The following is a 23,845-nucleotide window of genomic DNA, read 5'->3' on the forward strand; positions in this document are numbered from 1 at the left end:
GATCACGCCGGTGCCGGCACCCTGACCATGATCTCCTGCGCGACCGAGGCGACGAGGTCGCCCGACTGCGTGTAGATGCGTCCCTGGGCGAGTCCACGGCCGCCGCGCGCGTTCGGGGACTCCTGTAGATAGAGCAACCACTCGTCGACACGTGCGGGACGGTGCCACCACATCGCGTGGTCCAGGCTCGCCACCTTGAGCCCGGGCAGGCCCCAATAGACGCCATGGGCCCGGAGGATCGATTCCTGGATCGTCATGTCGCTCAGGTATGCGAGAGCCGCCCTGTGGATGCGCTGGTCATCGGGAAGCGGCGCCTTCATGCGCATCCACACACCCTGTTGAGGGACGCGGTCGTCTGCGCTCGGCAGAAACAGAGGCGAGTCGATGTGGCGCACGTCGGCCGCGCGATCACTGAGCATCCGCACGACGCCGGAGGGCAGACCGTCGACGCGCTGCTCATCGGGGAGCAAGGAGTCGGGACCGGGGACATCGGCGGGCATGGGGACGGCATGCTCGAGTCCCGGATCCTCGTCCTGGAAGGACGCGATCATCGAGAAGATCGGTACGCCGTTCTGATAGGCCTGTGATCGGCGAGTCGAGAAGGATCGCCCGTCGTGGATGCGATCCACGGCGATCGTGATTCCCTGACTCGCGTCGCCCGGCCGCAGGAAGTAGCCGTGCATGGAGTGGACGGCCCGATCCTCCGGAAGCGTGCGCTCCGCGGCGAGCAGGGTCTGCGCGAGCACCTGGCCACCGTAGATCCGTCCGGACGGCATCGGATGCGACGAACCGGTGAAGATGTCCTCGGTGGTGCGAGCCTGCGTCGAGTCGAGATCGAGCACGTCGAGGAGTTGTTCGACGGTGCGGATCGCGTGGGCGTCGGCGGTCATGACTTCCTTCCCGCGACTGCGGATGCATCTGGCGTTGCTAGTTTAGAGGGTGTGCCCCACCAGCTTCTTCTCGCAGACGCCGAGACCGCCAAGGACGTTCTGACCTTCCTCGGACGAGCGACCCGCATCTCCGATGAAGGGGTTCGGCTGCAGGCAGCGAGGGGAGTTCTCGCGCTGACGGGCGCCGCGCTCTCTCCCCACGGCCTGTTCGATCAGACTCCGACCGTGCTGGCGATGCGAGTCGTCCAGGCGGACCCCGAACTCGAGTGCGACGTCGTCGTCGCCGCGCTCACAGCGACGGACGACGAGCGCGCCCTGACGCTGCCGGAGACCGGGCTCTCACCCGCGTGGGCCGGGGTCGCCCCGCCGCGCGGTCCCTGGCAGGCGACGTCGACCCTGCCGGCATCCGTGATCGCCCGACGCGCCCAGTGGGGGATCAGCGCCGTTGCTCGTGGAGCGACGCCGGGCGCGGGCGAGGATGCGGTCAGAGCCCTCCGTGCGGCCATCTGGGGCGAGCCCGATGACGATCTCGGCGGTCTGCCGCGCGGAGTGGCATTCGCGGCGGACGCGTTCGGCTTCATCTCCGGCGAGGAGGACGTTCCGGTCATGCAATCGGGGCGATGGACTCGGCTCGCCTTCCGTCGCGGACACGTTCTCTCTCGAGGTCCCGTTGCGTCGGGCCTGACCGCCGTCAGGGGTACGGGCTCCGCACAGTAGACGCGTACGAGCTCACCGCGCGGCAGCGCGCCCGGCCTGACGACCCGAGAAGAGGCATCCGCCGAGGAACGTGCCCTCGAGTGCGCGGTAGCCGTGCATCCCGCCGCCGCCGAAGCCGCTCGCCTCGCCCGCGGCATACAGGCCGGGGATCGGTTCGCCGTCGGCTCCGAGAGCACGGCCGTCGAGATCGGTATTGATTCCGCCGAGTGATTTCCGCGTGAGGACGTGCAGTTTCACAGCGACGAGCGGACCTGCTGCCGGATCCTGGAGCCGGTGCGGTGCGGCGGTGCGGATCAGCCTGTCGCCACGATATCCGCGCATGGAGCGAAGCATGCCGATCTGGGCGTCCTTCGAGAACTCGTTGTCCATCTCCAGGTCGCGCGCCACGACCTCCCGTCGGACGTGGTCGATGTCGAGCGATTCGCCGCCGGGATGCCGCTTCATCTGCTCGAGCAGGGACTCGAGATCGTTCTCGACGATGAAGTCCTCACCCTCGTCGAGGAATGCCTGCACCGGGCCGGTCGGTCCCTTCGCCAGTCGGGACTTCACCAGCAGACCGACGTCCTTGCCCGTCAGGTCGGGGTTCTGCTCACTTCCCGAGAGGGCGAACTCCTTCTCGACGATCTGACGAGAGGTGATGAACCACGAGTGGTCGTAGCCGGTGCGGCGGAGGTGGGCGAGCGTGCCCAGCGTGTCGAAGCCAGGAAACAGGGGGACAGGCAATCGCGTCCCCGTGGCATCGAGCCACAGCGACGAGGGTCCGGGGAGGATGCGGATGCCGTGGGACGGCCAGACCGGATCCCAGTTCGTGATGCCTTCGACGTAGTGCCACATCCGGTCACCGTTCACGAGGCGAGCCCCCGCCGCGTCCGAGACGGCGTGCATCGATCCGTCCACGTACGCGGGCACCCCCGTCAGCATGTGCTCGGGCGGCACGCCGAGGCTCGCAGGCCATGCCGCACGCACGAGATCGTGGTTGCCGCCGATGCCGCCCGAGGAGACGATCGTCGCTCCGGCGCTGATCTCGAAGTCGCCGATCGCGGACCGTGACGACTCGACGCCGCGAAGCGCGGGGCTCGACTCCAGGATCGTTCCCCGTGCGCCGGTGACGGCTCCGTCGGTGGTGACGAGTTCGGTCACCCGGTGGCGGGGCAGGATCGTGATCCGGCCCTCGCGCTCACCCTGTTCGACTGCTGCGGCGAACGGAGCCACGACACCGGGCCCGGTGCCCCAGGTGATGTGGAATCGCGGAACCGAGTTGCCCGGACCGAGTGCACCGTATCCGCCTCGCTCGGCCCATCCGACCACGGGGAAGAACGCGACGCCGCGTTCGCGCAGCCACGCGCGCTTCTCACCGGCCGCGAACTGGAGGTAGGCCTCGGCCCACCGGCGCGGCCAGTGATCCTCCGGGCGGTCGAAGGAGGCCGTTCCGAACCAGTCCTGGGTCGCCAGCGCGAGCGAATCCCGGATCCCCATCCGTCGCTGCTCGGGCGAATCGATGAAGAAGAGTCCGCCGAACGACCACCACGCCTGCCCGCCGAGATTCGTGCGCGGCTCCTGGTCGACGAGGATCACGCGACGCCCGGCATCCAACGCCTCACTCGCCGCGACGAGCCCGGCAAGCCCCCATCCGATGACCAGTACGTCTGCAGACAGGGGCGTGGTCGTCATGTGCTCTCCGTTGATTCCTGACGTGATCGCGTCTCGAGCGTGGGACGCCCGGCGGAGGGTGCGCCGATGCCGGACGGCTCGAATGTGTTCACCATGGCATACGCGGCTCGTTCCAGGTAGTCCCAGAGCGTCGATTCGTGGAGTGGCGACAACTCCGCCTCGTCCACGGCCGTTCGCATGTGCCGGAGCCACCGGTCACGCGCGTCGGGGTCGACGTGGAACGGCATGTGGCGCATCCTGAGGCGGGGGTGGCCACGAGTCTCGCCGTACGTCGTGGGGCCGCCCCAGTACTGCTCGAGGAACAGGAGCAGGCGTTCCTCGGCGGGGCCGAGATCCTCTTCGGGATACATCGGCTTCAGGACAGGATCGAGTGCGACCTCGCGGTAGAAGACCGACACGATCTTCGCGAAGGTGTCGCGACCGCCGACCTCGTCGTAGAAAGTCACTTCTGGGGGCTCCCGTCGTCGTTCGTCTTCTTGCGTCGCCAGATTCCCCTGTCCGGGATCACAGGCACGCCGGTGACCGCGTTCGGACGGGTCTTGGGCGGATTCGCACCCCGAACCCGGCGTGCACCGTCGAGACCGGTGGGCACGACCGTCGTCATGCTCGGGAGCGCGATCTCGTTCTCGAGCAGGGCCGACCGCAGACGCTTGCGCAGTTCCTGCGCCACGTCGTCCTTGGCGTTCGCGCGAGCCTTGATGACGAGACGGATGACCAGGGCGTCGCCGTCGATCGACTCGAGACCCCACAGCTCCGGCTTCTCGACGATGCGAGTTCGCCACTTCGGATCCTTGGCCAGCGCCAGCGCGGTGTCCAACATGGTCTGCTCGGCCTTGTCGAAGTCCGAGTCGACGGGCACACCGACATCGATGATCGCGCGCGCCCAACCCTGGGACATGTTGCCGATGCGGAGCACCTCGCCGTTCCGGACGTACCAGAGGGTGCCGTTCACATCACGGACCTGGGTGATGCGCACACTCACGTACTCGACGACGCCTGACGCGAGACCGAGATCGACGACGTCGCCGATGCCGATCTGATCCTCCGCGACGATGAACATGCCGTTCAGCACGTCCTTGACGATGTTCTGAGCGCCGAAGCCGAGGCCCGCGCCGACCGCCGCAGTGAGCAGGGTGAGGGAACCGAGCAGGGTGGGGGACAGATGGTTGACCACCAGCACGATCGCGATCACCACGAGCATCACATTGACGATGTTCTGCAGGATCGTCCCGAGAGTACGCGTCCGCTGCACGAGGCGCATGTCGGCGAGCGGAGATCGCTCGAGGGCCTGGGTGTCGTCGACGTCTGCCTTGCTCTTCGCACTGTCGACGATCCGGTGCACGACGCGTCGGATGACCACCCGGAGGACCAGACCGATCAGGATGCAGCCGCCGACGATCGCGACGACCCCGAGAGCTTGGAGGCCCACGTCCCGGAGCACGGTGACAGCATCCATCCACCAGTCGGGGAGTGGGGTCTCTGCAGGGTCAGGGTTCGTATCGAATGGCTGCATCATCCCCTCCAGAGTAGCGATCAGGCCTCTGCGCGGGCTGGATGCACCGCACAGAGGCCTGATCGGGAGAGACGGGTCAGTCCTCTGCGTCGCGAGACTGCGCGGCGAGCGACCGCTCGACGTCTGCGAGGTTCTCGAGCACGAGACGACGGAGTGCCGGTGCGGCGTCCTGATTCGCGGACAGCCAGGCCCGCGTCGCGTCACGCAGTTCGACATCCGCGATGGCGGTGGGGAACAGGCCGACGATGAGGTACTGCGCGATCTGGTAGCTGCGGGACTCCCAGATCGGCACGAGCATGTCGAAGTACGCCGGAACGAACTCGCGGAGCGATTCGGCGCCCGCCGGGTGGACGAAGCCGAGTGCGGCCGAACGCACGATCGTGTTCGGAGCGTCGTCACGATCGATCAGCGAGGCCCACGCGGCCTTCTTCGAGGCGGAGTCCGGCAGCGCGGCACGGGCCTGCGCGGCGAACTCGCCGCCCTTCGAGGTGTTGTCCGAGGACAGCGCGGCATCGATGGATGCTGCGTCCGTCGCTCCGATCGTGGCGAGGCCCACAAGGAGCTGCCAGCTGAGGTCCGCGTCGATCTCGAGACCGGGAAGCGTCTCCTCGCCGGAGCGCAGTCGACCCACGATGCCGGCGTGCTCGGGAGTGACGAGCGCGTTCGCGAAGGCCGTCACGAACTGGAGCTGGCTGTCGCTGCCCGATTCGGCGGATTCTGCGAGTGCCCAGAGACCGTCGGCGACCTTCTGGCGGGCCGCGAGGCGGTCCTCCGGCGTGACGTAGAGCGTCGCAGCCGTGCGCAGCTGCGCAAGGGTCGTACGGACCGTGGTCGACTCCGTCTCGCGGCCGATGTTCCCCAGCACCAGATCGATGTAATCGGATGCGGCGGTCTCGGCGTCGCGGGTCTGATCCCACGCCGCTCCCCACACGAGCGAGCGTGCGAGGGGATCACGGATGTCTGCGAGGTGCTCGATCGCCGTGGCGAGGGAACGGTCATCGAGGCGGATCTTCGCGTAGGCGAGATCGTCATCGTTGAGCAGCACCAGGTCGGGGCGCTTGAGGCCGTGCAGTTCGGGGACCTCGGTGCGGTCTCCGTCGACGTCGACCTCGGCATAGTGCGACCGCACGAGTGCGCCGTCCTGGAGATTGTAGAAGCCGATGCCGAGGCGGTGAGGGCGGATGGTGGGGTAGTCCGCGGGAGCAGTCTGCGTCACGGCGAACCGCGTGATGGTGCCGTCGACGTCGTCGGCGATAACCGGTTCGAGCGTGTTCACGCCCGCGGTCTCGAGCCACTTCTTCGACCAGGTGCTCAGATCGCGACCGCTGGTGGCCTCGAGCTCGGTGAGCAGATCGCTCAGCTCGGTGTTGCCCCACGAGTGCTTCTGGAAGTACTGCGAGACACCCGCGAAGAACTCCTCGATGCCGACCCAGGCGGCGAGCTGCTTGAGAACCGAGCCGCCCTTCGCGTAGGTGATGCCGTCGAAGTTCACCTGCACGTCTTCGAGATCGTTGATCTCGGCCACGATCGGGTGGGTGGACGGAAGCTGATCCTGACGGTAGGCCCAGGTCTTCTCCATCGCGTTGAACGTGGTCCATGCTTCGGTCCACTCGGTGGCCTCGGCGGTCGCGATCGTCGACGCCCACTCGGCGAACGATTCGTTCAGCCAGAGGTCGTTCCACCACTTCATCGTGACGAGGTCGCCGAACCACATGTGTGCGAGCTCATGCAGGATCGTGACGACGCGACGCTCCTTGACGGCGTCGGTCACCTTGCTGCGGAAGACGTAGGTCTCGGTGAAGGTCACCGCGCCCGCGTTCTCCATGGCGCCGGCGTTGAACTCCGGGACGAAGAGCTGGTCGTACTTCGCGAACGGGTAGGGGACGCCGAACTTCGACTCGAAGTATGCGAATCCCTCGCGGGTCTTGTCGAAGATGTAGTCGGCGTCGAGGTGCTGCCAGAGGCTCTTGCGTCCGTAGACGCCGAGCGGGATCACCCGGCCCGAGGCGCTGGTGAGCTCAGAGAACGTCGCTTCGTAGGGCCCGGCGACGAGCGCGGTGATGTACGAGGAGATGTGCGGGGTGGGCTCGAAGCCCCAGGTGGCGACCGAGTGGTCGTCGTGCACGATGGGCTCGGGCGTGGGGGAGTTGGAGACGACCTTCCACGACGCCGGTGCGGTGACCGTGAACTGGAACGTCGCCTTGAGGTCGGGCTGCTCGAACACCGCGAACACGCGTCGGGAGTCGGGGACCTCGAACTGCGAGTAGAGGTAGACCTCGCCGTCCACGGGATCGACGAACCGGTGGAGTCCCTCTCCGGTGTTCGTGTAGAGGCAGTCCGCGTCGACCACGAGAACGTTCTCGGCCTGCAGACCGGCGAGTGCGATGCGCGAGTCGGCGAAGACCTCGTCGGGGTCCAGCTGCTCGCCGTTCAGCGAGATCTCGCGCACGTCGCGGGCGATCAGATCGATGAAGGTGGTGCTCTCCGGCGTCGCGGTGAACCGGACGACGCTGCGGGAGCCGAAGACCTCCGCACCCTTCGTCAGGTCGAGCGAGACTTCGTACGACTGAGTGTCGATGACGTCGTGGCGCTCCTGCGCTTCGATGCGGGTGAGGTTCTCTCCAGGCACAGCTGTACTCCCAGGGGTGAGGGGATGCTGCCGCAACCCAGCGCAGTTGGCGCCCACGGCAACCATGACAGCCTACGCCAGCACGGCGGCCTGTCTCACGTCTGGAAGGTGAAAGGATGGAGGGGTGACTGCGATCGAGCCGAACCACGTCCTCTTTGCCTCTGCTGCCGCTGCCGAAGGTGCGCCCTACGTATCGACGCCGACGGCGTACGACGGCATCCTGCTCGCCGGATTCGGAGGGCCCGAGGGACAGGACGACGTCATCCCGTTCCTCCGCAACGTCACGCGCGGTCGCGGTATCCCCGATGAACGACTGGAAGAGGTGGCGCATCACTACCGTCACTTCGGTGGCGTGAGCCCGATCAACGGTCAGAACCGCATCCTCAAGGAGGCTCTGGAGGGCGAGCTCGCACGCCGCGGCATCGATCTTCCGGTGTACTGGGGCAACCGCAACTGGAGTCCGTACCTCGAGGAGGTCGTGACCGAGGCGGCCGCCGACGGGAAGACGACGCTGCTCGCGTTCGCCACCAGTGCCTACAGCTCGTTCTCGAGCTGCCGGCAGTATCGCGAGGACTTCGCACGCGTGCTCGAGGAGACGAAGCTCGGCGAGACGGTGACGATCGACAAGATCCGTCCCTTCTACGACCACCCCGGATTCGTCGAGTCGTTCGAGACGGGCGTCCGCGAGGCCGTGGAGGCGTTCCTCGGACAGGGCATCGCCCCCGCGGACATCCAGATCCTGTTCTCGACCCACAGCATCCCGACGGCCGACGCGGAGCGCTCCGGTGCGCGGGACATCGACTGGGGCGAGGGCGGCGCCTACGCGGCGCAGCACCTCGCGGTCGCCGCGTGGGTCATGGATCGAGTCCGCGAGACCATCCCCGAGGCGGCGGACGTGTCGTGGGAGCTCGTCTACCAGTCCCGTTCGGGTCCCGCCTCGCAGCCGTGGCTGGAGCCGGATGTGTGCGACGTCATCGGCGAACTCCCCGAGCGCGGTCGGAAAGCCGTGGCGGTCGTGCCGGTCGGTTTCATGAGCGACCACATGGAGGTCCTCTGGGACCTCGACACCGAGGCGGCCGAAGCGGCGGAAGAGGCCGGACTGGCTTTCACACGCACTCCCACGCCCGGGGTGGCGCCGTCATTCGTCACCGGCATCGTCGACCTGATCGTCGAGCGGCTGGAAGGCCGCCCCAACGAGGAGCGCCCTCATGTGACGTCGCTGCCGGGTGCGTTCGACGTGTGCCGTCCGGGCTGCTGCGAGAACGTCCGCGCCGGATTCAAGCCGGCCGCCGCCGGCGTGGCCCCGTGAGCACCCGCTGACCCGCGGCGCTTCTAGGATGGATGCCATGCGCATCCATATCGCCACCGATCACGCCGGTCTCGACTTCTCCACGCAGCTACAGGATCACCTCCGCGGCGCGGGACACGAGGTCGTGGATCACGGGCCGATCGAGTACGACGCGCTCGACGATTACCCCGCATTCTGCATCCGTGCGGCGCAGGCCGTCGTCGCGGATCAGGCGGCCGGTGTCGAGACGCTCGGTGTGGTGTTCGGCGGCTCCGGCAACGGCGAGCAGATCGCCGCGAACAAGGTCGAGGGCGTCCGTGCCGCGCTGGTGTGGAACACGTCGACCGCCGAGCTGGCCCGCCAGCACAATGACGCGAACGTGATCTCGATCGGGGCGCGGCAGCATTCCTTCGACGAGGTCACCTCGTTCATCGACACCTTCATCGCGACGCCGTTCTCGGAGGACGAGCGCCACATCCGCCGAATCGGTCAGATCGCGGACTTCGAGCGCAACGGCTCGCTGCTCCCGGATCCGAGAGCCTGAGATGCCCGAGGGACATTCGGTCCACCGCATCGCGCGCCAGTTCGACCGTAACTTCGTCGGGAAGCAGATGCTCGCCTCGAGCCCCCAGGGACGATTCGCCGAGGGGGCGGCCGTCCTGAACGGTCGTGAGGCGATCAGCGTGCAGGCGGTCGGGAAGCAGATGTTCCTCGAGGCCGAAGGCGATGTGTGGCTTCGGGTGCACCTCGGCCTCTACGGAGCGTGGGACTTCGCCGGCGACATCCTGGTCGACCCGACGATCGCCTCTGCGAACGGCCGCATGGGCCAGACGAACCAGCGCGGAACTGTGGTCGACGAGGAGATCCTCGACGATGCCGGAGAGAACTCGCTCGCCTCGATCGGCGCACCCCGCCGGACTCGGGTGCACGTGCGCATGTCGGAGCAGACGAAGGGGCTCGCCGACGAGGGACTCGAATGGCCCCCACCGGTCGTCGGACAGGTTCGACTGCGTCTGATGACCGACATCACGGCTGCCGATCTGCGCGGCCCCACGGCCTGCGTGCTCCAGAGTCCGGAGGAGATGCTCGCAAGCGTCGCCAAGCTCGGCCCGGATCCCCTCGTGGGGGATCCCGCGCAGAACGAGGAGCGCTTCGTGCAGGCGGTGCGTAAGAAGCAGACGGTGATCGCACTTCTGCTGATGGATCAGGCCGTGGTCAGCGGCATCGGAAACGTGTATCGCGCGGAGATGCTGTTCCGACAGCGGCTGAACCCCCACACGCCCGGCCGCGAGGTGCCCGAGGAGGTCGTGCGAGCACTGTGGCGCGACTGGGTGCGGCTGCTGTCCGTCGGTGTGGAGACCGGCCAGATGATGACCATGGATGATCTGTCGCCCGACGCCTATCGGGCGGCGATGGCGAGCCGCGACGATCGCCACTGGGTCTACCATCGTGCCGGTCTGCCGTGTCGTATCTGCGGCACCGAGATCGCCCTCGAGGAGATCGGCGCCCGCAAGCTGTACTGGTGCCCGCGCTGCCAGGCCTGACCGGTCAGCCGTAGGCTGAGAGGATGCGTCAGAACCCCAGTTTCACGCTCGCTGATGTGGCCGAGATCCGTCGGGTCATCGATGCCGATCCGTGGGCGACCATAGTGAGCGACGGACCGGAGGGCCTCGTCTCCTCTCACTACGTCGTGCTGCTCGACCAGGATCGCGATGATCTCACGGTCGTCGGTCACGTCGGCCGGCCCGACGACCTGATCCACGGCTTGGGCGAGAGGGAACTGCTCATCGTGTTCCAGGGGCCGCACGGCTACATCTCACCGGGCTGGTATGGCGATGTCCCGTCCGTTCCGACGTGGAACTACACGGCCGTTCATCTTGCCGGAGTTCCCGAGATACTCAGCGACGAAGAGAATCTCGCCGTTCTCGATCGACTCGTCGACCGTTTCGAGGGGCGGATGCCGGAGCCGCGGCAGATGTGGGAACGGCCGAACGACCCCGCGTTCATCACACGGCTGGCCGCAGGGACGGTGGGATTCAGGCTCACCCCGACACGCGTCGTCGCCAAACGCAAACTGAGTCAGAACAAGCCGGCCGAGACAGTGGAGACCATCATCGCCGAACTCGAGGCCGATGGGCCGTACGCACAGCCCGCCCTCGCCGCCGAGATGCGTCGCGCCCAGCAGGCGCGCGTCGGAGCCCGCTCGTGACCGGAGCCGCAGACAGCGTGGCCACCCTGTCGGGCGTCCGGGTCTCAGGACCGGGCAAGGAGTTCCTGATCGACGACGAGCCCGTCGACATCTTCATCGCAGACGGCCGGATCAGCGACATCGCCCCCGCCGGAGCGCTGCCGCCACTGGGGCGCATCCTCGACGGCAACGGAGCGTGGGCCGTGCCGGGCCTCTGGGACAACCACGTGCACACGGTGCAGTGGGCTCTGGCCGCCGAACGCGTCGCTCTCGGTGGCGCGGGCTCCGCGTCGGAGGCGGCTGCGATCATGTCCTCCGCGGCGCCCCTCCCGGACGGGCGGAAGGTCGGCAGCGGGTTCCGTGATGCGATGTGGCCCGATCAGCCCTCGCTCGCACTTCTCGACAGCGCCACGGGAGAAGTGCCCACCTATCTCATCAACGCGGATGTGCACAGCACGTGGCTCAACTCGGCGGCGTTGCGGCTCGAGGGCTTCGACAGTCCGGACGGGATGCTCAGAGAGGAGCAAGCCTTCGAGATCTCCCGTCGCCTGAACGCCGTCGACCCGGAACGCGGCGACAGAGCGGTCCGCGACGCGGGGGAGAGGGCCGCCTCTCGAGGCATCACCGGCCTGGTGGACTTCGACATGGCCTGGAACGCCGATGCCTGGCCGCGGCGTATCGGCGCCGGGTTCGCTGCCCATCGTGTCGAGTTCGCCATCTACCCTTTCGACCTCGGATGTGCGATCCGCGCCGGGCTCCGGTCGGGCGAGCTGCACGAGGCGGCGGACGCACCGGAAGCCGGGCGCGGCCTGATCCGGATCGGGCCGCTGAAGATCATCAGCGATGGCTCGCTGGGCACGCGCACCGCGGCCTGCTCGCATTCGTATCCTGGCGATCCCGAGAACTTCGGGGTGCTCAATGTGCCGACCGCCGAGCTCGCCGAGCTGCTCACGACCGCCACCGGCGCAGGGCTCTCGGTCGCGGTGCATGCGATCGGTGATCGCGCCGTCACCGGGGCGCTGGACGCCTTCACGGTGTCGGGTGCCGTCGGAACCATCGAGCACGCTCAGCTGGTGCGGCACTCCGACCTCGCGCGGTTCGGCAGGCTCGGCGTCATCGCGAGTGTGCAACCGCAGCACGCGCTCGATGACAGGGATCTGGTCGGCCGGCACTGGGCCGGGCAGACGTCGATCGGCTATCCGCTCAGTGCCCTCCGAGACGCCGGTGTGGAGATCCGCTTCGGATCCGACGCTCCCGTGGCTCCCCTCGATCCCTGGCAGGCGATCGCCGCGGCGGTCACCCGCACGGACGATGATCGCGACCCCTGGCACCCCGAAGAGCGACTGACGAGGGAACAGGCGATCCAGGCGAGCGTCCGCACGGCTCTGCGTCCGGGGGAGGCCGCAGACATCGCCCTGTGCGGCTACGACCCGCTCTCCGCATCAGGTGCGGATCTGCGAGGGATGCCGGTCATGGCGACGATGGTCGCCGGGCGGCTGACCTACGGCGGATGAGCGCGAGAACGAAGAAGGGCACCGGAAGCCCGGTGCCCTTCTTGGTCGCGTGGGTGCTCAGGCTGCGATGTGCGACACGAGGAACCAGCGGTCCTTCTCGAGCCCGCGCATGATCTCGATCGCGACGTCCTGGCTCGTGAGGTCGACCTCGTCGAGCCCGTCGATCGCTGCCTTCACGTCGACGAGGATCGCGTCGATGTCGGAGATGACGGCGCGCACGAGCTCATCGGACTGGGTGAAGCCAGCCGGAACCGACGTCGCACCGCCCTTGGCGGCGACGGCGCTGATGCGCGCGTCGATCGGGAGACCGAGGGCGACGATCCGCTCGGCGGCCGTGTCGGCGAAGTCGCCGGCGTGCGCGACGATGGTGTCGAGGAGCTCATGAACTCCGACGAAGTTGGCGCCGCGGACATGCCAGTGCGCCTGCTTGCCGTCGATCGTCAGCGCCTGGAGACCGAGCACGACGGGTGAGAGGAACTGAGACGCTGCAGCGGCCACGGTCGGGTCGCTGGCGGTGGTGGAAACGGTCTGTACCTTGCTCATTGTGACTCCTCCGGAGTTGTCTCTTCGTGCCTGATGAGGACAACGCTACTCGTCTGAAATCATTCCGCAAGCAAGCGAAGGCTCGGCTTAGTGGCCCGGAATCACGCGGAAATCCGGGCTTGGGAGGATAGTCTCACCTGATGAGCATCGCTGCCGGAGCCTCCGTCCTCGCCCTGCCGGGGAAGTCCCCGTGGATCGCCGCCGACGCGTTCATCGCCGAGGGCGCACGCATCGTGGGAGACGTGTCGCTGGCCGAGGGTGCGAGTGTCTGGTACAACGCGGTCCTTCGAGGCGACTCTGCCTCCATCGCGGTCGGACGCGACAGCAACGTCCAGGACAATGTCTCGGTCCATGTCGACGCGGCGCATCCGGTCGTCATCGGCGCGAAGGTGTCGATCGGTCACAACGCGGTCGTCCATGGGTGCACGATCGGAGACGGTTCGCTCATCGGCATGGGAGCCGTCGTGCTCAGCGGGGCCGTCATCGGCGCCGGCTGTCTCATCGCCGGTGGAGCCGTCGTGCTCGGAGGCACAGAGGTGCCAGACGGATCACTGGTGGCCGGGGTGCCCGCGAAGGTGCGCCGAGCGCTCAGCGACCAGGAGCGCGCCGACTTGATCGCGAACGCCGACGTCTACCTCGCGCACGCCCGGACCCACGCCGCGGCGACACCGATCTGATCGGAATCGACCGATAGGCTGGTCCTCACGGGGCGGTGGCCAAGCTGGTTAAGGCAGTGGGCTCATAACCCAACGATCGCGGGTTCAAGTCCCGCCCGCCCTACTCCTGCTCCGCTCCGCGGCGACGTCATCGGTCGACCGCTGTCGATCGAGGGACGACGTCGCGAGGACTGTTCCGGCGGCGATCCCGCCCAAGGCGCCGAAGACCATGTCGCCGATCGTGTCCTGGTAGGTGACGAAGATCTCGTCACTGAGGTAGGCCCAGCCGAGCCACTCGATCATCTCCCACACCGCGCTCAGCGCCAGCGCCAGGACGGGCGCGAGGATCAGCGAGGTGCGTCGGCTGGCGCCCGAGTCGCGAGTCAGGGGCACGACATCTGCCCGGGTGAGGATCAGTGCGGCGACGACCGTGAGAACCCCCGTGCAGATCAGGTGCAGGAGCAGGTCCCATCCGGGGATCGACCGGTACAGGTCGAGCACATTGCTCCACGCCGCCACGAGCACGGTGGCGCACACGGTGAGGTCCAACCACCCGCGCATGCCCAGAACTCGCGGCAGCATCAGAGCGGGAAGCGCAAGCGCCGCGATGCCGGCGTCGGTCGGGGCGAGCCATACCAGCGCGACGGCGACCCCGATGATGCCCACCGCCCGCACGAAGTCGGCCGACCACTCCGTGACGGTGCGCGGCGGTCGCAGGAAGTCCTCTTTCACGGTGTCCTCCCCGTCAGGCGCAGGAGCGCCTGCACCGGGCGATGATCCGAGGGTGCGATCCCGTCGAAGACGTGTGCGTTCACTGCAGCGGCACGGACTCGGACCTCCGGACTGACGAGCAGCCAATCGATGCGTCGACCGCCGACCTTCGGACGCCGATATCCGCTGAGGGTGCTCCACAGGGGCGTCAGCCGATCGTCTGCCGCGCCCCAGGAGTCGCTCAGATCGGCGCGCGAGACGAGTGTGCGCAGGGCCTGGGAGCCGGGGCCCGCATTCAGGTCTCCCATCACGACCGTCGGAAGGGAGCGCGCGCGAACCAGTGCGGCGATGACCTGGGCAGAACGTCGCCGAGACCGACGCGAGAGATGATCGAGATGGGTGTTGACGACCAGGAACGCGACCCCTGTCGACCTGTCCCTGAACTCCGCGGAGACGACGATGCGAGGAAAGAGCGCTCCCCATGACAGGCTGCCCGGCTCGTCTATCCGTGTCGAGAGAGCGTGTTGGTCCCACCCGCGCAGTTCCAGCCGCGATGCGTCGTAGAGGATGGGTGTTCCCTCACCCGTGCCATCGCGGTTCCTCCCTCTGCCGACGAACCGATGGTCCCGCCCGAGCGCGTCCGTGACGGCCTTCAGCGATCGGGGGAGCACTTCCTGCAGTCCGAGGACGGTCGGCCGCTCCGAGCGGACCATCTCGGCGACCGCAGGCTCGCGATGGCTCCAGCGGTCACGCTTCCGACGCAGGGCGCCTTCCATCGCGCGACGGATGTTGAACGACATCACGTGCAGGTCCGGTGCAGCAGCGGGACCGATCAGCGGCACGACCGTCACCGGGCGCTCCGTCCCGCGGTGCTGAACAGGCGGCGGCGAACGATGAGCCGTCCCCAACGCACGGGTGGGAAGTCGCGGGGCCAGTGCACGAGCACGCTACGGACGCCTCGGTGCACGCGTCGACCGAACTGTCCTGCGGTGAGCGGCCTCATCGACATCCCCATCGTGGTGTGCGGGAGCCGGGCGATGCGGTGGTTCTCGCCGAGGTGGAAGGCGAGGTCGAGGTCGTCGTGGATATCGGGGTCTCCTCGGTGCACGTCGGACCGCACGGCCTGCCAGGCCTCCCTGCGGAACGCGAGATTGGATCCGAAGAGGGGCAGATGTCCGAGAGTGACGCTCAAGAGGGTCATATAGGCGCCGAGATAGAGCCGCGAGAGCGGCGTGCGCAGTGCTGCCGGGCCGTCCGTGAAGCGTGCGGGCCCGGTGATCGCCCCAAGGCGCTCGTCGTCGTCGAAGGCCGAGACGATGGCTGTGATCCACTGAGCATCCGGTTCGCAGTCCGCGTCGAGGCGCAGGATCAGTTCGCCGAGAGCCGCGTCATACCCGGTCGACGCTGCAGCGGGAATGCCGGGATCGAGACACGTCAGCACGCGCGCACCCCAGGCGAGGGCGACGGAGGCCGACGAGTCGGATGAGCCGTTGTCGACGACGATGATCTCGTCGGCCGGCTGGTCCTGGGCGTGCAGAGCGCTCAGGCAGCGCGCCAGCAGCTCGGCATCGTCCTTCACCGGGATGACCACTGACGTGGTGAGCCGTGTGCCCTGATTCGCCGTCGACGGAATGCCCTCGACCGTCTCCATCGTGTGCCCCTCGGTGCGTGCCGTCATCCGTTCGATCGTGGCATCACCCGACGTCGGGGGCGAGGGACTTGACACCGGCAGGTGCGTGCCGATGCCTGTGGACGTCAGTGAGTGCCCGCGGCGTCGAGGTCGGGCGAGGGGTCGATGACCTCGTCGACGAGCGTGATGCCCCCGCTCGAGTTGGCCGAATGAGCGAGATCCTCGATCCATCGGCGGCTGAGCTCGGGCGTCTCGCTCTCGTCGAAGACGAACCGCAGCGGGATCGACGGATGCAGCCAGACCGTCGAACGGCCTTCGGTGTCACCGTCGGGATGCTTCCACGTGAGTGTGAAGCTCTCGTTGCGACGCAACTTCGTCGCGACGACGACCTTGAGGTGCGCGAGCGCCCGATCTTCGATATGGATCGGCTCCGAGCCGCCGTAATAGAGAGAACCCATATCTCGGAATATATGTCTCAGTCGGCGCCGCTCTCGGCGTGCTGGTCGCGGCGCGCGACACGTGCGAACAATCTGTTCGCATAGTGTCATCGACGGTGCTTCGCCGCCGTCACAGAAGGAAGCACGCCGAAGCTCTCGCGATACGCCGCGGCGAAGCGAGACGGATGCGAGAAACCCCACCGGCGGGCCACCGCGGCGACCGTCGTCGGTGAGCCCGTACGCAGGTCGCGGTGCGCTCCATCGAGGCGCGCCTGCCTCAGCGACTCCGCCGGCGTCGTGTCGAGCGCGCGCCGAAAGGCGTATTGAAGGCCTCGCGTCGAGATGTGGACGGCAGCGGCGACGTCGTCGACCGTGATCGGCCGGTGCGAGTTCTCGGCGATGAAGGCGAGGGCGCGACGCACCGTCGCCGGCGCCGGCGTGCTCTGCGCCGGCCGATGCCGTTGCAGGCGACTCGTCGTCGCGAAGGCCGCGAGCGTCGTCGCCGCGGCATGGCGGGCCAGTTCGCTGCGCACGAGATCGTCATCGTCCGCATCGTCGACGAGATCCGCGGCGCTCATCTCGAGATACGCGAACATGCGATCCCAGGCAGCCCCGGCGTGCGCGGAGCGCGGAGCGAGATCGCCCACGCGGACGGATACGCCGTCGTCGCCACTGATCCTCTTCGCGAGGTGGGTCAGGGTGTCCCGCTCGAAGACGAGTGCCGTGACCCTCGCTCCCGCATCCCAGCGGGCGCGCACTCTCGGACCATCGGAGATCCAGGGGAGACTCGCATCGAGATCTCCTCGATCGGAGTACACCCGGGCATCGGGCCCATCGACACGGCAGACCAGCACCTGGTCCTGTGGTTCGGCTGTCGAGCGCACCTCGGCGGCGAGGTCGTAGCGCACGAGACTCACGGCACCGAGATCGGCAGAGTGCCAGTCGAAGCGGAAGCGTTGCGGGTCGACGTCGTGCAGTACGGCGGACGGGACGAACTGCTTCCAGGTGCTCTCGACACGCGAGACGTCACTGGTACGGAATCGCATCGCGGGGCACCTCCTGAACGGTTCGACGTGCACGGACCGGCCAGGTTCCGTCGAGGCGCTCATCAGGTTCGATGCGGCCCATCCGGATGAAGTACTCCGTGAGGCTCGCCGCCTGAGAGCGGGCCCACCCGATCTGGCGTGTGTGCAGCTCTTCCAGGGTATCCGGAAGCACGAACTGGCGGGCCAGAGCCTGCGCGACCCGGCCGGCGGCCACGGCATCCGCCGCCGCTTCGTGGGCGTCCTCGAGGCGCACCGCATAGAGGGCTGCGACCACCTCGAGCGTGCGCTTGCCCGGACGATAGCGGTCATAGGCCTTGTCGATCACGAGCGGGTCGATGATCGGTGAAGGGTCCTCCAGTGGCGGGATGCCGTGGCGGTGCGCCTCGTGCGCCAGGAGGGAGAAATCGTATGCGGCGTTGTAGGCCACGATCGGCACACCTTGAGAAAGCAGGGATCGCAGGGCCGCCGTGACCTCTCGGACCACCTCGGCGCCCTGCCGTCCGTGGCGGCGCGCGTGCTCGGTCGTGATCCCGTGCACGGCGGTGGCGCCGTCCGGAATCGGCATGCCGGGATCCGCGAGCCAGTCCCGTGCGGCGATCTCGCGGCCGCCGGCGTCGAGGAGCCCGACGTGTGCGCTGACGATGCGGTCGTGCTCCACGTCCACACCGGTCGTCTCGAGGTCGAACACGCCTACGCGAGTGATCCAGTGCGGGAGCGAGGGTGCCGGGGGCATGATCTCACCGTAGAACCGGGCTCCGACATCGGGGCGGAGGCACACGGGGATCCCGCATGCGACGACCCTAGACTTGATCCATGCCAGCGCCCTCTCCGTATGCCGACCGTCTGAGCCGACTGCCGGTCGTGCGTCATGAGGTCGAGGTCAGAGGCGGGACGACCGTGTACTGGGAGTACGGTCCCTCCGATGCAGATGTGACAGTCGTCGCCGTGCATGGATTCCGAGGCGAGCACCACGGTCTCGAGCCGGTTCTCGCGTTCCTTCCCGAGGTCCGGGTCATCTCTCCCGACCTTCCCGGCTTCGGAGAGACGGCGCCCGTCGCCGGGCGCTCGTACGATCTCGATGAGTATGTCGCGTGGCTGACCGAGTTCGCCGCTGCGGTGGCCCCCGGGGCGGTGATCCTCGGGCACTCCTTCGGATCGATCGTCGCCTCCGCGGCCGTAGCGGCAGGGCTCGAGACTCCGCGGCTGATCCTCATCAATCCGATCGGAGCACCCGCCCTCGAGGGCCCCAAGGGCATCATGACGCGGCTGGCCGTGCTGTACTACTCGCTCGGGGCGCGGCTGCCCGAGCGGCTGGGCACTGCTTTGCTGCGGAATCGACTGATCGTCAGAGTCATGAGCATCACGATGGCGAAGACGTCGGACCCGCAGCTGCGCCGTTTCATCCACGATCAGCACGACACCTACTTCTCACGCTTCGCCGACCGCGATGTCCTGCGGGACGCGTTCGTGACGAGCGTGTCGCATGATGTGAGCGAATTCGCCCGCTCGATCCCGACCCCGACTCTGCTCATCGCCGCTCAGCGCGACGACATCACACCGATCGAGGTCGAGCGGGAGCTCGCCACCAGATTCGATGACGCGACCCTCGTGGAGATCGCCGAGGTCGGACACCTGATCCATTACGAGACGCCTGCCGAGGCTGCAGGCGCCGTACGACGATTCCTCAGGATTCCCGTCTCGCGAGCCCGATGAGGCCGGCAACCCGGAAGGGGATGACCTCGCCCATGGCCAGGGAGGTCTCGGTCCGCTCGACTCCGTCGATCGACAGGATGCGCGCATCGGTGTCGAACAGGTGGCGGGCGTCCCTGCACGCGACGCGTGCCAGCAGGTCGATCGATCCGCTGAGTCCGTGCGCCTGCACGACCTCGGGAATGCGCGCCAGTTCGTTGATGATCCGCGGCAATTCGGTCTGACGCACGCCGATGCTCACGAACGCCTGAAGGGGGAACCCCAGCACGTCGGTCGAGAACGACCGCTCGTACGACTGGAAGATCCCTGTCTGCTCGAGTCGCGCCATGCGCGCCTGGATGGTGTTGCGGGAGAGTCCGAGATTCTCTGCCAGCGCCACGATCGTCACGCGAGGGTCATCGGCGAGTGCGGCAAGAAGTTCCAGATCAATGCGGTCAAGTCCGGCCATAGTGCCAAACGATAGCAGGCACGATGTACCCCAGATTTGGCAACATGCTCAAGCCGCTCTCGATTGCTTGAGCGAGGTGATGAGCGGACGTACTCTCAAGTGAACCGGCGCTGAGGCCGGGGCCGCGCGTAGAACCCGTGACGACGGCCACGAACGAGGAGGACGACGATGTCACCCCAGATCACTCCGATCGCCGACATGGCGCAGGATCTCGAACTCGCGGAGCGCATCCTCGCGCCGGACGGCGAGCGCGTCGCGAACACTCGTCTCGACGGGTTCGTCGCCGACGTCGACGGTGCCGGACTGCGCGCGCTCCACCGCGACATGGTCATCCTCCGGCGCATCGACGCGGAGGGCGTGGCGCTCCAGCGCCAGGGCCAGCTGGGTCTCTGGGCGCCGTGCCAGGGGCAGGAGGCGACCCAGATCGGAACCGCGAGGGCGCTCGCACCGCAGGATTACGTCTTCCCGAGCTACCGCGAAACGGGTGTCATCTATGCACGTGGCGCGCAGCCGGGCGACTTCGTCCGTATGTGGCGTGGTGAAGAGGGCGCGGGTCACGACCCCGCAGCGCTCCGCGTCGCTCCGTTGCAGATCATCATCGGAGCGCAGACGCTCCACGCGGTGGGGTATGCGCTCGGCATCCGTCACGAAGATGCGGACGAGGTCGCCGTCACCTACTTCGGCGACGGTGCCACGAGCCAGGGAGATGTGAACGAGGCGATGATCTTCTCGTCCTCGTATCAGGCTCCGGTGGTGTTCGTCTGCCAGAACAACCACTGGGCCATCTCGGAGCCGGTGTCGGTGCAATCGCAGTATCCGATCGCCGGACGCGCGCCCGGCTTCGGCATCCCGAGCCTGCGCGTGGACGGCAACGACGTGCTGGCCTGCATGGCCGCGATGCGCTGGGCTCTCGCGCACGCGCGGTCCGGACAGGGCCCCGCCTACATCGAGGCCGTCACATATCGCATGGGGCCGCACACGACAGCCGACGACCCGACCCGCTACCGCAGCGACGACGAACTCCACGCATGGCGTGAGCGTGACCCGATCGCCCGGCTGGAGGCATACCTGCGCTCGATCGGCGAGCTCGACGACGACCAGCTCGCGGACACGCAGAGAGCGGCGGACGCCGCGGCTCGAGACATGCGCGCCGAGTGCTTGGGCATGGTGACGCGTCCTCCGCTCGCGGTGTTCGACGGCGTCTACGCAGAGCCGCACTCCGGCCTCGAGCGGCAGCGCGACGAGTACGCCGCGTACCTCGCGTCGTTCGACGGCGAGGCGTGAGCATGACTCAGATCACTCTCGGAAAGGCGCTCGGAGCAGGTCTACGACGGGCGATGCGCGACGACGACAAGGTCGTGCTGCTGGGCGAGGACATCGGCAAGCTCGGAGGCGTCTTCCGCATCACGGATGGACTCCTCGACGAGTTCGGGCCCCAGCGTGTCATCGACACGCCCCTCGCTGAATCCGGCATCGTCGGCATGGCGGTCGGGTTGGCGTTCCGCGGCTATCGGCCTGTAGTCGAGATCCAGTTCGACGGTTTCGTCTATCCGGCCTTCGACCAGATCGTCGCGCAGGTGGCGAAGCTGCACTACCGGACGCAGGGCCGGGTGAAGATGCCGATAACGATCCGCATCCCCTGGGCGGGAGGCATCGGTGCTGCCGAGCATCACTCGGAATCGCCTGAGGCGTACTTCGTGCACACCGCAGGGCTCCGTGTGATCGCGGTCTCCAATCCGGAAGACGCCTACCGGAGTCTTCGCCAGGCGATCGCGTCGGACGACCCTGTGATCTTCTTCGAGCCGAAGCGGCTCTACCACCACAAGGGCGATGTCGATCTCGACGCCCCGCTCGCGGATGCCGCCCCCATGGGACTCGCGCGAGTCGTCCGCACAGGCGATGATGCGACGCTCATCACCTACGGGGCGATGGTGACGACCGCGCTGCAGGCCGCCGAGGCCGCCGAAGACGATGGCATCTCGCTCGAGGTCATCGATCTGCGCTCGCTGTCGCCGGTCGACTACGACACCGTGGCGACGTCGGTCCGCAAGACCGGACGTGTCGTCGTCGCGCACGAGGCGTCGCGAGAGGCCGGTATGGCGGCTGAGGTGATCGCGAGCGTCACGGAACGCTGCTTCGAGTACCTCGAGTCGGCGCCGCTGCGCGTGACCGGACACGATGTCCCGTATCCGCCGGCGAAGCTCGAGAAATCCCATCTGCCGGATCTCGACCGACTGCTGGACGCCGTCGACCGGGTGCTCGACCGTCCGAACAGCCTGACGGGAGCAGACGCGTGAACGCGGAGTTCAGACTGCCCGACCTCGGAGAAGGACTGACCGAGGCGGAGGTCGTCCAGTGGCTCGTCGCTCCCGGCGATGTCGTCGCGCTCAACCAGACTCTCGCCGAGGTCGAGACCGCCAAGGCGATCGTCGAGTTGCCTTCTCCGCACGCAGGCGTCGTCACAGCCCTGCATGCTGCGGCGGGGGAGACCGTCGCGGTGGGCGCGCCGCTGATCGAGTTCGATGTCGAGGGCGCCGACGACGCTCCGTCTGCCGCCTCGGATGGCGGCGGTGCTGAGGAGAAGGCGCAGCCTAACCTCGTGGGCTACGGAGCTGCGCCATCAGCATCCGGGCGACCGGCCCGACGTGCCAGACGTGCGGTCGGCGGACGGGCAGCGACCGACACGGCCGTGCTCGAAGCGGCGCCGCACGACGCGTCGCCGACCGTGAGCGTCGAGGTCGTCGCCGAGCGGCCGCGCTCCACTCCGCCCGTGCGTGCGTATGCCAAGCGTCTCGGGATCGATCTCGTGCTGGTGGCGGCGACGGTGGGGGATCGCGTGATCACCCGCGGGGATGTCGACGACTACGCGTCTCGCACGGCGACGACCGCAGAGCAGGTCGATCCCGCGCCTCCCCGACTGCGGCTTCCGGACGATGCCGCGAGCCTCGGTAGTGGCTCTCGGGAGACGCGGATCCCCATCCGCGGAGTTCGCAAGCACACGGCTGCGGCGATGGTCGAGAGCGCGTTCACCGCACCGCACGTCACGGTCTTCCACACGGTGGATGTCACGGCGACGATGGACCTCATCGCCTCGCTGCGGGGCGACCGCTCACTCTCGGAGCATCGGATCGGTCCGCTTGCGGTGGTGGCGAAAGCGGCCTGTCTCGCTTTGAGTCGCACGCCCGGGCTCAATGCCCGATGGGACGAGTCCGCGGGCGAGATCGTGCAGTTCGGATACGTGGACCTCGGGATCGCCGCAGCGACCGAGCGGGGACTCATCGTGCCTCACATCCGCGACGCCGCGTCTCTGACACTCACGGAGCTCGCGGATGCGGTGGGATCTCTCGCCGTCACCGCGCGGGAAGGACGCACATCTCCTGTCGAGCTGGCGGGCGGCACCTTCTCCATCTCGAACATCGGCGTGTTCGGCATCGACGCGGGCACCCCCATCCTGCCTCCGGGGCAGTCGGGAATCCTCGCCGTCGGCGCCGTCCGGCGCCGTCCGTGGGAGTACCGCGGCGAGATCGCCCTTCGCCAGGTGATGACTCTCAGCCTGTCCTTCGACCACCGGATCGTCGACGGGGCGGAGGGAGCGAGGTTCCTCAAGGACGTCGCGGACGTGTTGGAGGAACCGGGGAGGGCGATGCTGCTCAGGTAGTCGCTCGGAGCGCTGATTCCGCCATCGCGGCGAGCACTGTCGCGGTGGCGGAGCGCTGCCGGGACGCCGCGCGCGTGCTGTGCGGTGTCGAGTTGATGAGCCCGAAGCACGCTTGCACCCGCAGGCGAAGCTCGTCGGCGTCGGCATCGACCAGAGGGCTCAGGGTCTCGATCCAGAGCTCGATGTATGCGCGCTGCAGCCGGCGGACCTCCGCATGATCCTGAGCGGCGAGATGCGCGACGTCCCGGTCATGCACTCGGATCACATCCGCGTGACCCAGCGCGAACTCCACGTGGAAGGCGACGAGCGCGCGGATGCGCTCCTCGGGTGTGGACCCGCCAGCCGCGACACTCGTGCCGCCCGAGACCAGGTCATCGCTCACCTGGACGAGCACGGCGCCGAGCAGCGCCTGCTTGCCGGCGAAGTGGCGGTAGACGGCCGGTCCGGAAACGCCTACGGCGGCGCCGATGTCCTCGAGGCTCACACCGTTGTATCCGCTCTCGGCGAAGAGCCGTGCGGCTTCTCGGAGGATCGCGTCAGACCGCTCCGCCTTGGCGCGGTCTCGCGCAGTGGGAGGGCTTGTCATCTCAGTTAAT

Annotated in this window: 25 protein-coding genes and 1 tRNA gene; 12 read left to right on the forward strand and 14 right to left on the reverse strand. The window is 67.8% G+C overall.

Annotation, left to right across the window (positions count from 1 at the left end; genetic code table 11):
• Positions 1 to 2: 2 nt before the first annotated feature.
• A complete protein-coding gene (locus AKG07_RS03500) occupies positions 3 to 890 on the reverse strand; it encodes an acyl-CoA thioesterase (RefSeq protein ID WP_053096027.1) in 888 nt (295 codons plus the stop codon).
• Between the two features lie 51 nt (positions 891 to 941).
• On the opposite strand from AKG07_RS03500, the gene AKG07_RS03505 reads away from it, so the two are divergent.
• Positions 942 to 1,607, forward strand: coding sequence for a hypothetical protein (locus tag AKG07_RS03505; protein WP_053096028.1), 666 nt, complete (start codon positions 942 to 944; stop codon positions 1,605 to 1,607).
• Positions 1,608 to 1,619: 12 nt separating this feature from the next.
• Here the strand turns inward: AKG07_RS03505 and AKG07_RS03510 are convergent, their stop codons facing one another.
• From AKG07_RS03510 to pepN, 4 genes are all read right to left on the reverse strand, one after another.
• Positions 1,620 to 3,278 carry an FAD-binding dehydrogenase gene (locus tag AKG07_RS03510; protein WP_053096029.1) on the reverse strand — a complete coding sequence of 553 codons (1,659 nt, stop codon included), beginning with the start codon at positions 3,276 to 3,278 and terminating at the stop codon, positions 1,620 to 1,622.
• Positions 3,275 to 3,766: a globin gene (locus AKG07_RS03515; protein WP_222839269.1), complete on the reverse strand. Its 492-nt coding sequence runs from the start codon at positions 3,764 to 3,766 to the stop codon at positions 3,275 to 3,277. The genes AKG07_RS03510 and AKG07_RS03515 overlap by 4 nt, the downstream gene beginning before the upstream one ends.
• Positions 3,721 to 4,794 carry a mechanosensitive ion channel family protein gene (locus AKG07_RS03520; protein ID WP_053096031.1) on the reverse strand — a complete coding sequence of 358 codons (1,074 nt, stop codon included), beginning with the start codon at positions 4,792 to 4,794 and terminating at the stop codon, positions 3,721 to 3,723. The genes AKG07_RS03515 and AKG07_RS03520 overlap by 46 nt, the downstream gene beginning before the upstream one ends.
• A gap of 73 nt (positions 4,795 to 4,867) precedes the next feature.
• Positions 4,868 to 7,420 (reverse strand): aminopeptidase N, encoded by a 2,553-nt coding sequence (gene pepN / locus AKG07_RS03525; RefSeq protein WP_053096032.1) that lies wholly within the window; start codon positions 7,418 to 7,420, stop codon positions 4,868 to 4,870.
• 124 nt (positions 7,421 to 7,544) lie between these two features.
• Here pepN and AKG07_RS03530 point away from each other — a divergent pair, with 124 nt between their 5' ends.
• From AKG07_RS03530 to AKG07_RS03550, 5 genes are read left to right on the forward strand one after another with little or no spacing between them, the layout of a single operon-like run.
• Complete coding sequence (locus AKG07_RS03530) at positions 7,545 to 8,729, forward strand: ferrochelatase (RefSeq protein WP_053096033.1); 1,185 nt, start codon at positions 7,545 to 7,547, stop codon at positions 8,727 to 8,729.
• A 37-nt stretch (positions 8,730 to 8,766) separates the two neighbouring features.
• Positions 8,767 to 9,252, forward strand: a complete 486-nt coding sequence (locus AKG07_RS03535) for a ribose-5-phosphate isomerase (RefSeq protein ID WP_053096034.1) — start codon at positions 8,767 to 8,769, stop codon at positions 9,250 to 9,252.
• A 1-nt stretch (position 9,253) separates the two neighbouring features.
• Positions 9,254 to 10,252, forward strand: coding sequence for an Fpg/Nei family DNA glycosylase (locus AKG07_RS03540; protein ID WP_053096035.1), 999 nt, complete (start codon positions 9,254 to 9,256; stop codon positions 10,250 to 10,252).
• 23 nt (positions 10,253 to 10,275) lie between these two features.
• Complete coding sequence (locus tag AKG07_RS03545; RefSeq protein WP_053096036.1) at positions 10,276 to 10,917, forward strand: FMN-binding negative transcriptional regulator; 642 nt, start codon at positions 10,276 to 10,278, stop codon at positions 10,915 to 10,917.
• Positions 10,914 to 12,410: an amidohydrolase gene (locus AKG07_RS03550; RefSeq protein ID WP_053096037.1), complete on the forward strand. Its 1,497-nt coding sequence runs from the start codon at positions 10,914 to 10,916 to the stop codon at positions 12,408 to 12,410. Before AKG07_RS03545 ends, AKG07_RS03550 begins: the two co-directional genes overlap by 4 nt.
• 57 nt (positions 12,411 to 12,467) lie before the next feature.
• Here AKG07_RS03550 and AKG07_RS03555 read toward each other — a convergent pair whose 3' ends face one another.
• Positions 12,468 to 12,953 carry a Dps family protein gene (locus AKG07_RS03555; RefSeq protein WP_053096038.1) on the reverse strand — a complete coding sequence of 162 codons (486 nt, stop codon included), beginning with the start codon at positions 12,951 to 12,953 and terminating at the stop codon, positions 12,468 to 12,470.
• Between the two features lie 140 nt (positions 12,954 to 13,093).
• On the opposite strand from AKG07_RS03555, the gene AKG07_RS03560 reads away from it, so the two are divergent.
• Together AKG07_RS03560 and AKG07_RS03565 are read left to right on the forward strand one after the other, a co-directional pair.
• Entirely contained in the window at positions 13,094 to 13,630 is a 537-nt protein-coding gene (locus AKG07_RS03560) for a gamma carbonic anhydrase family protein (RefSeq protein ID WP_053096039.1), read from the forward strand.
• A 29-nt stretch (positions 13,631 to 13,659) separates the two neighbouring features.
• Positions 13,660 to 13,733: transfer RNA gene (locus tag AKG07_RS03565), tRNA-Ile, on the forward strand.
• Here the strand turns inward: AKG07_RS03565 and AKG07_RS17415 are convergent.
• The 6 genes from AKG07_RS17415 to AKG07_RS03590 all read right to left on the reverse strand — a co-directional run bounded on the left by AKG07_RS17415 (position 13,715) and on the right by AKG07_RS03590 (position 18,166).
• Positions 13,715 to 14,341, reverse strand: coding sequence for a hypothetical protein (locus AKG07_RS17415; RefSeq protein WP_082297809.1), 627 nt, complete (start codon positions 14,339 to 14,341; stop codon positions 13,715 to 13,717). The genes AKG07_RS03565 and AKG07_RS17415 overlap by 19 nt on opposite strands.
• The gene (locus AKG07_RS03570; protein ID WP_233277317.1) at positions 14,338 to 15,171 is read right to left on the reverse strand and encodes an endonuclease/exonuclease/phosphatase family protein; all 834 of its coding nucleotides are present in this window, start codon (positions 15,169 to 15,171) and stop codon (positions 14,338 to 14,340) included. Before AKG07_RS03570 ends, AKG07_RS17415 begins: the two co-directional genes overlap by 4 nt.
• Positions 15,168 to 15,998: a glycosyltransferase family 2 protein gene (locus AKG07_RS03575; RefSeq protein ID WP_233277318.1), complete on the reverse strand. Its 831-nt coding sequence runs from the start codon at positions 15,996 to 15,998 to the stop codon at positions 15,168 to 15,170. Before AKG07_RS03575 ends, AKG07_RS03570 begins: the two co-directional genes overlap by 4 nt.
• A gap of 77 nt (positions 15,999 to 16,075) precedes the next feature.
• Positions 16,076 to 16,408, reverse strand: a complete 333-nt coding sequence (locus tag AKG07_RS03580; RefSeq protein WP_053096040.1) for a DUF7882 family protein — start codon at positions 16,406 to 16,408, stop codon at positions 16,076 to 16,078.
• A gap of 86 nt (positions 16,409 to 16,494) precedes the next feature.
• Entirely contained in the window at positions 16,495 to 17,433 is a 939-nt protein-coding gene (locus tag AKG07_RS03585) for a helix-turn-helix transcriptional regulator (protein ID WP_053096041.1), read from the reverse strand.
• Positions 17,414 to 18,166, reverse strand: a complete 753-nt coding sequence (locus tag AKG07_RS03590; RefSeq protein WP_053099106.1) for an exonuclease domain-containing protein — start codon at positions 18,164 to 18,166, stop codon at positions 17,414 to 17,416. The genes AKG07_RS03585 and AKG07_RS03590 overlap by 20 nt, the downstream gene beginning before the upstream one ends.
• Positions 18,167 to 18,246: 80 nt before the next feature.
• On the opposite strand from AKG07_RS03590, the gene AKG07_RS03595 reads away from it, so the two are divergent.
• Positions 18,247 to 19,146, forward strand: a complete 900-nt coding sequence (locus tag AKG07_RS03595) for an alpha/beta fold hydrolase (protein ID WP_053096042.1) — start codon at positions 18,247 to 18,249, stop codon at positions 19,144 to 19,146.
• Here AKG07_RS03595 and AKG07_RS03600 read toward each other — a convergent pair.
• Positions 19,118 to 19,591, reverse strand: a complete 474-nt coding sequence (locus tag AKG07_RS03600) for an Lrp/AsnC family transcriptional regulator (RefSeq protein WP_053096043.1) — start codon at positions 19,589 to 19,591, stop codon at positions 19,118 to 19,120. The genes AKG07_RS03595 and AKG07_RS03600 overlap by 29 nt on opposite strands.
• A 168-nt stretch (positions 19,592 to 19,759) precedes the next feature.
• Between AKG07_RS03600 and pdhA the strand changes: the two genes are divergently transcribed.
• Genes pdhA through AKG07_RS03615 form a run of 3 tightly spaced genes read left to right on the forward strand, consistent with a single transcriptional unit; the run spans position 19,760 to position 23,249 of the window.
• Positions 19,760 to 20,875: a pyruvate dehydrogenase (acetyl-transferring) E1 component subunit alpha gene (gene pdhA / locus AKG07_RS03605; RefSeq protein WP_053096044.1), complete on the forward strand. Its 1,116-nt coding sequence runs from the start codon at positions 19,760 to 19,762 to the stop codon at positions 20,873 to 20,875.
• A 2-nt stretch (positions 20,876 to 20,877) separates the two neighbouring features.
• Positions 20,878 to 21,888: an alpha-ketoacid dehydrogenase subunit beta gene (locus tag AKG07_RS03610; RefSeq protein ID WP_053096045.1), complete on the forward strand. Its 1,011-nt coding sequence runs from the start codon at positions 20,878 to 20,880 to the stop codon at positions 21,886 to 21,888.
• On the forward strand, positions 21,885 to 23,249 hold the full coding sequence (locus tag AKG07_RS03615; RefSeq protein WP_053096046.1) for a dihydrolipoamide acetyltransferase family protein: 1,365 nt from the start codon (positions 21,885 to 21,887) through the stop codon (positions 23,247 to 23,249). The genes AKG07_RS03610 and AKG07_RS03615 overlap by 4 nt, the downstream gene beginning before the upstream one ends.
• On the opposite strand, the gene AKG07_RS03620 is transcribed toward AKG07_RS03615, so the two are convergent.
• Positions 23,242 to 23,835 (reverse strand): TetR/AcrR family transcriptional regulator, encoded by a 594-nt coding sequence (locus AKG07_RS03620; protein WP_053096047.1) that lies wholly within the window; start codon positions 23,833 to 23,835, stop codon positions 23,242 to 23,244. The two genes, AKG07_RS03615 and AKG07_RS03620, sit on opposite strands and share 8 nt — an antisense overlap.
• Positions 23,836 to 23,845 lie beyond the last annotated feature (10 nt).

The organism is Microbacterium sp. CGR1 (assembly GCF_001266755.1).
In the GTDB taxonomy this organism is placed as follows: domain Bacteria; phylum Actinomycetota; class Actinomycetes; order Actinomycetales; family Microbacteriaceae; genus Microbacterium.

Bases quoted from the DNA above. Each gene is read 5' to 3' on its own strand.
- AKG07_RS03500 (WP_053096027.1), bottom strand. From the start codon at position 890: ATGACCGCCGACGCCCACGCGATCCGCACCGTCGAACAACTCCTCGAC.
- AKG07_RS03510 (WP_053096029.1), bottom strand. From the start codon at position 3,278: ATGACGACCACGCCCCTGTCTGCAGACGTACTGGTCATCGGATGGGGG.
- AKG07_RS03520 (WP_053096031.1), bottom strand. From the start codon at position 4,794: ATGATGCAGCCATTCGATACGAACCCTGACCCTGCAGAGACCCCACTC.
- AKG07_RS03535 (WP_053096034.1), top strand. From the start codon at position 8,767: ATGCGCATCCATATCGCCACCGATCACGCCGGTCTCGACTTCTCCACG.
- AKG07_RS03540 (WP_053096035.1), top strand. From the start codon at position 9,254: ATGCCCGAGGGACATTCGGTCCACCGCATCGCGCGCCAGTTCGACCGT.
- AKG07_RS03545 (WP_053096036.1), top strand. From the start codon at position 10,276: ATGCGTCAGAACCCCAGTTTCACGCTCGCTGATGTGGCCGAGATCCGT.
- AKG07_RS03555 (WP_053096038.1), bottom strand. From the start codon at position 12,953: ATGAGCAAGGTACAGACCGTTTCCACCACCGCCAGCGACCCGACCGTG.
- AKG07_RS03560 (WP_053096039.1), top strand. From the start codon at position 13,094: ATGAGCATCGCTGCCGGAGCCTCCGTCCTCGCCCTGCCGGGGAAGTCC.
- AKG07_RS03575 (WP_233277318.1), bottom strand. From the start codon at position 15,998: ATGACGGCACGCACCGAGGGGCACACGATGGAGACGGTCGAGGGCATT.
- AKG07_RS03580 (WP_053096040.1), bottom strand. From the start codon at position 16,408: ATGGGTTCTCTCTATTACGGCGGCTCGGAGCCGATCCATATCGAAGAT.
- AKG07_RS03585 (WP_053096041.1), bottom strand. From the start codon at position 17,433: ATGCGATTCCGTACCAGTGACGTCTCGCGTGTCGAGAGCACCTGGAAG.
- AKG07_RS03590 (WP_053099106.1), bottom strand. From the start codon at position 18,166: ATGCCCCCGGCACCCTCGCTCCCGCACTGGATCACTCGCGTAGGCGTG.
- AKG07_RS03595 (WP_053096042.1), top strand. From the start codon at position 18,247: ATGCCAGCGCCCTCTCCGTATGCCGACCGTCTGAGCCGACTGCCGGTC.
- AKG07_RS03600 (WP_053096043.1), bottom strand. From the start codon at position 19,591: ATGGCCGGACTTGACCGCATTGATCTGGAACTTCTTGCCGCACTCGCC.
- pdhA (WP_053096044.1), top strand. From the start codon at position 19,760: ATGTCACCCCAGATCACTCCGATCGCCGACATGGCGCAGGATCTCGAA.
- AKG07_RS03610 (WP_053096045.1), top strand. From the start codon at position 20,878: ATGACTCAGATCACTCTCGGAAAGGCGCTCGGAGCAGGTCTACGACGG.
- AKG07_RS03620 (WP_053096047.1), bottom strand. From the start codon at position 23,835: ATGACAAGCCCTCCCACTGCGCGAGACCGCGCCAAGGCGGAGCGGTCT.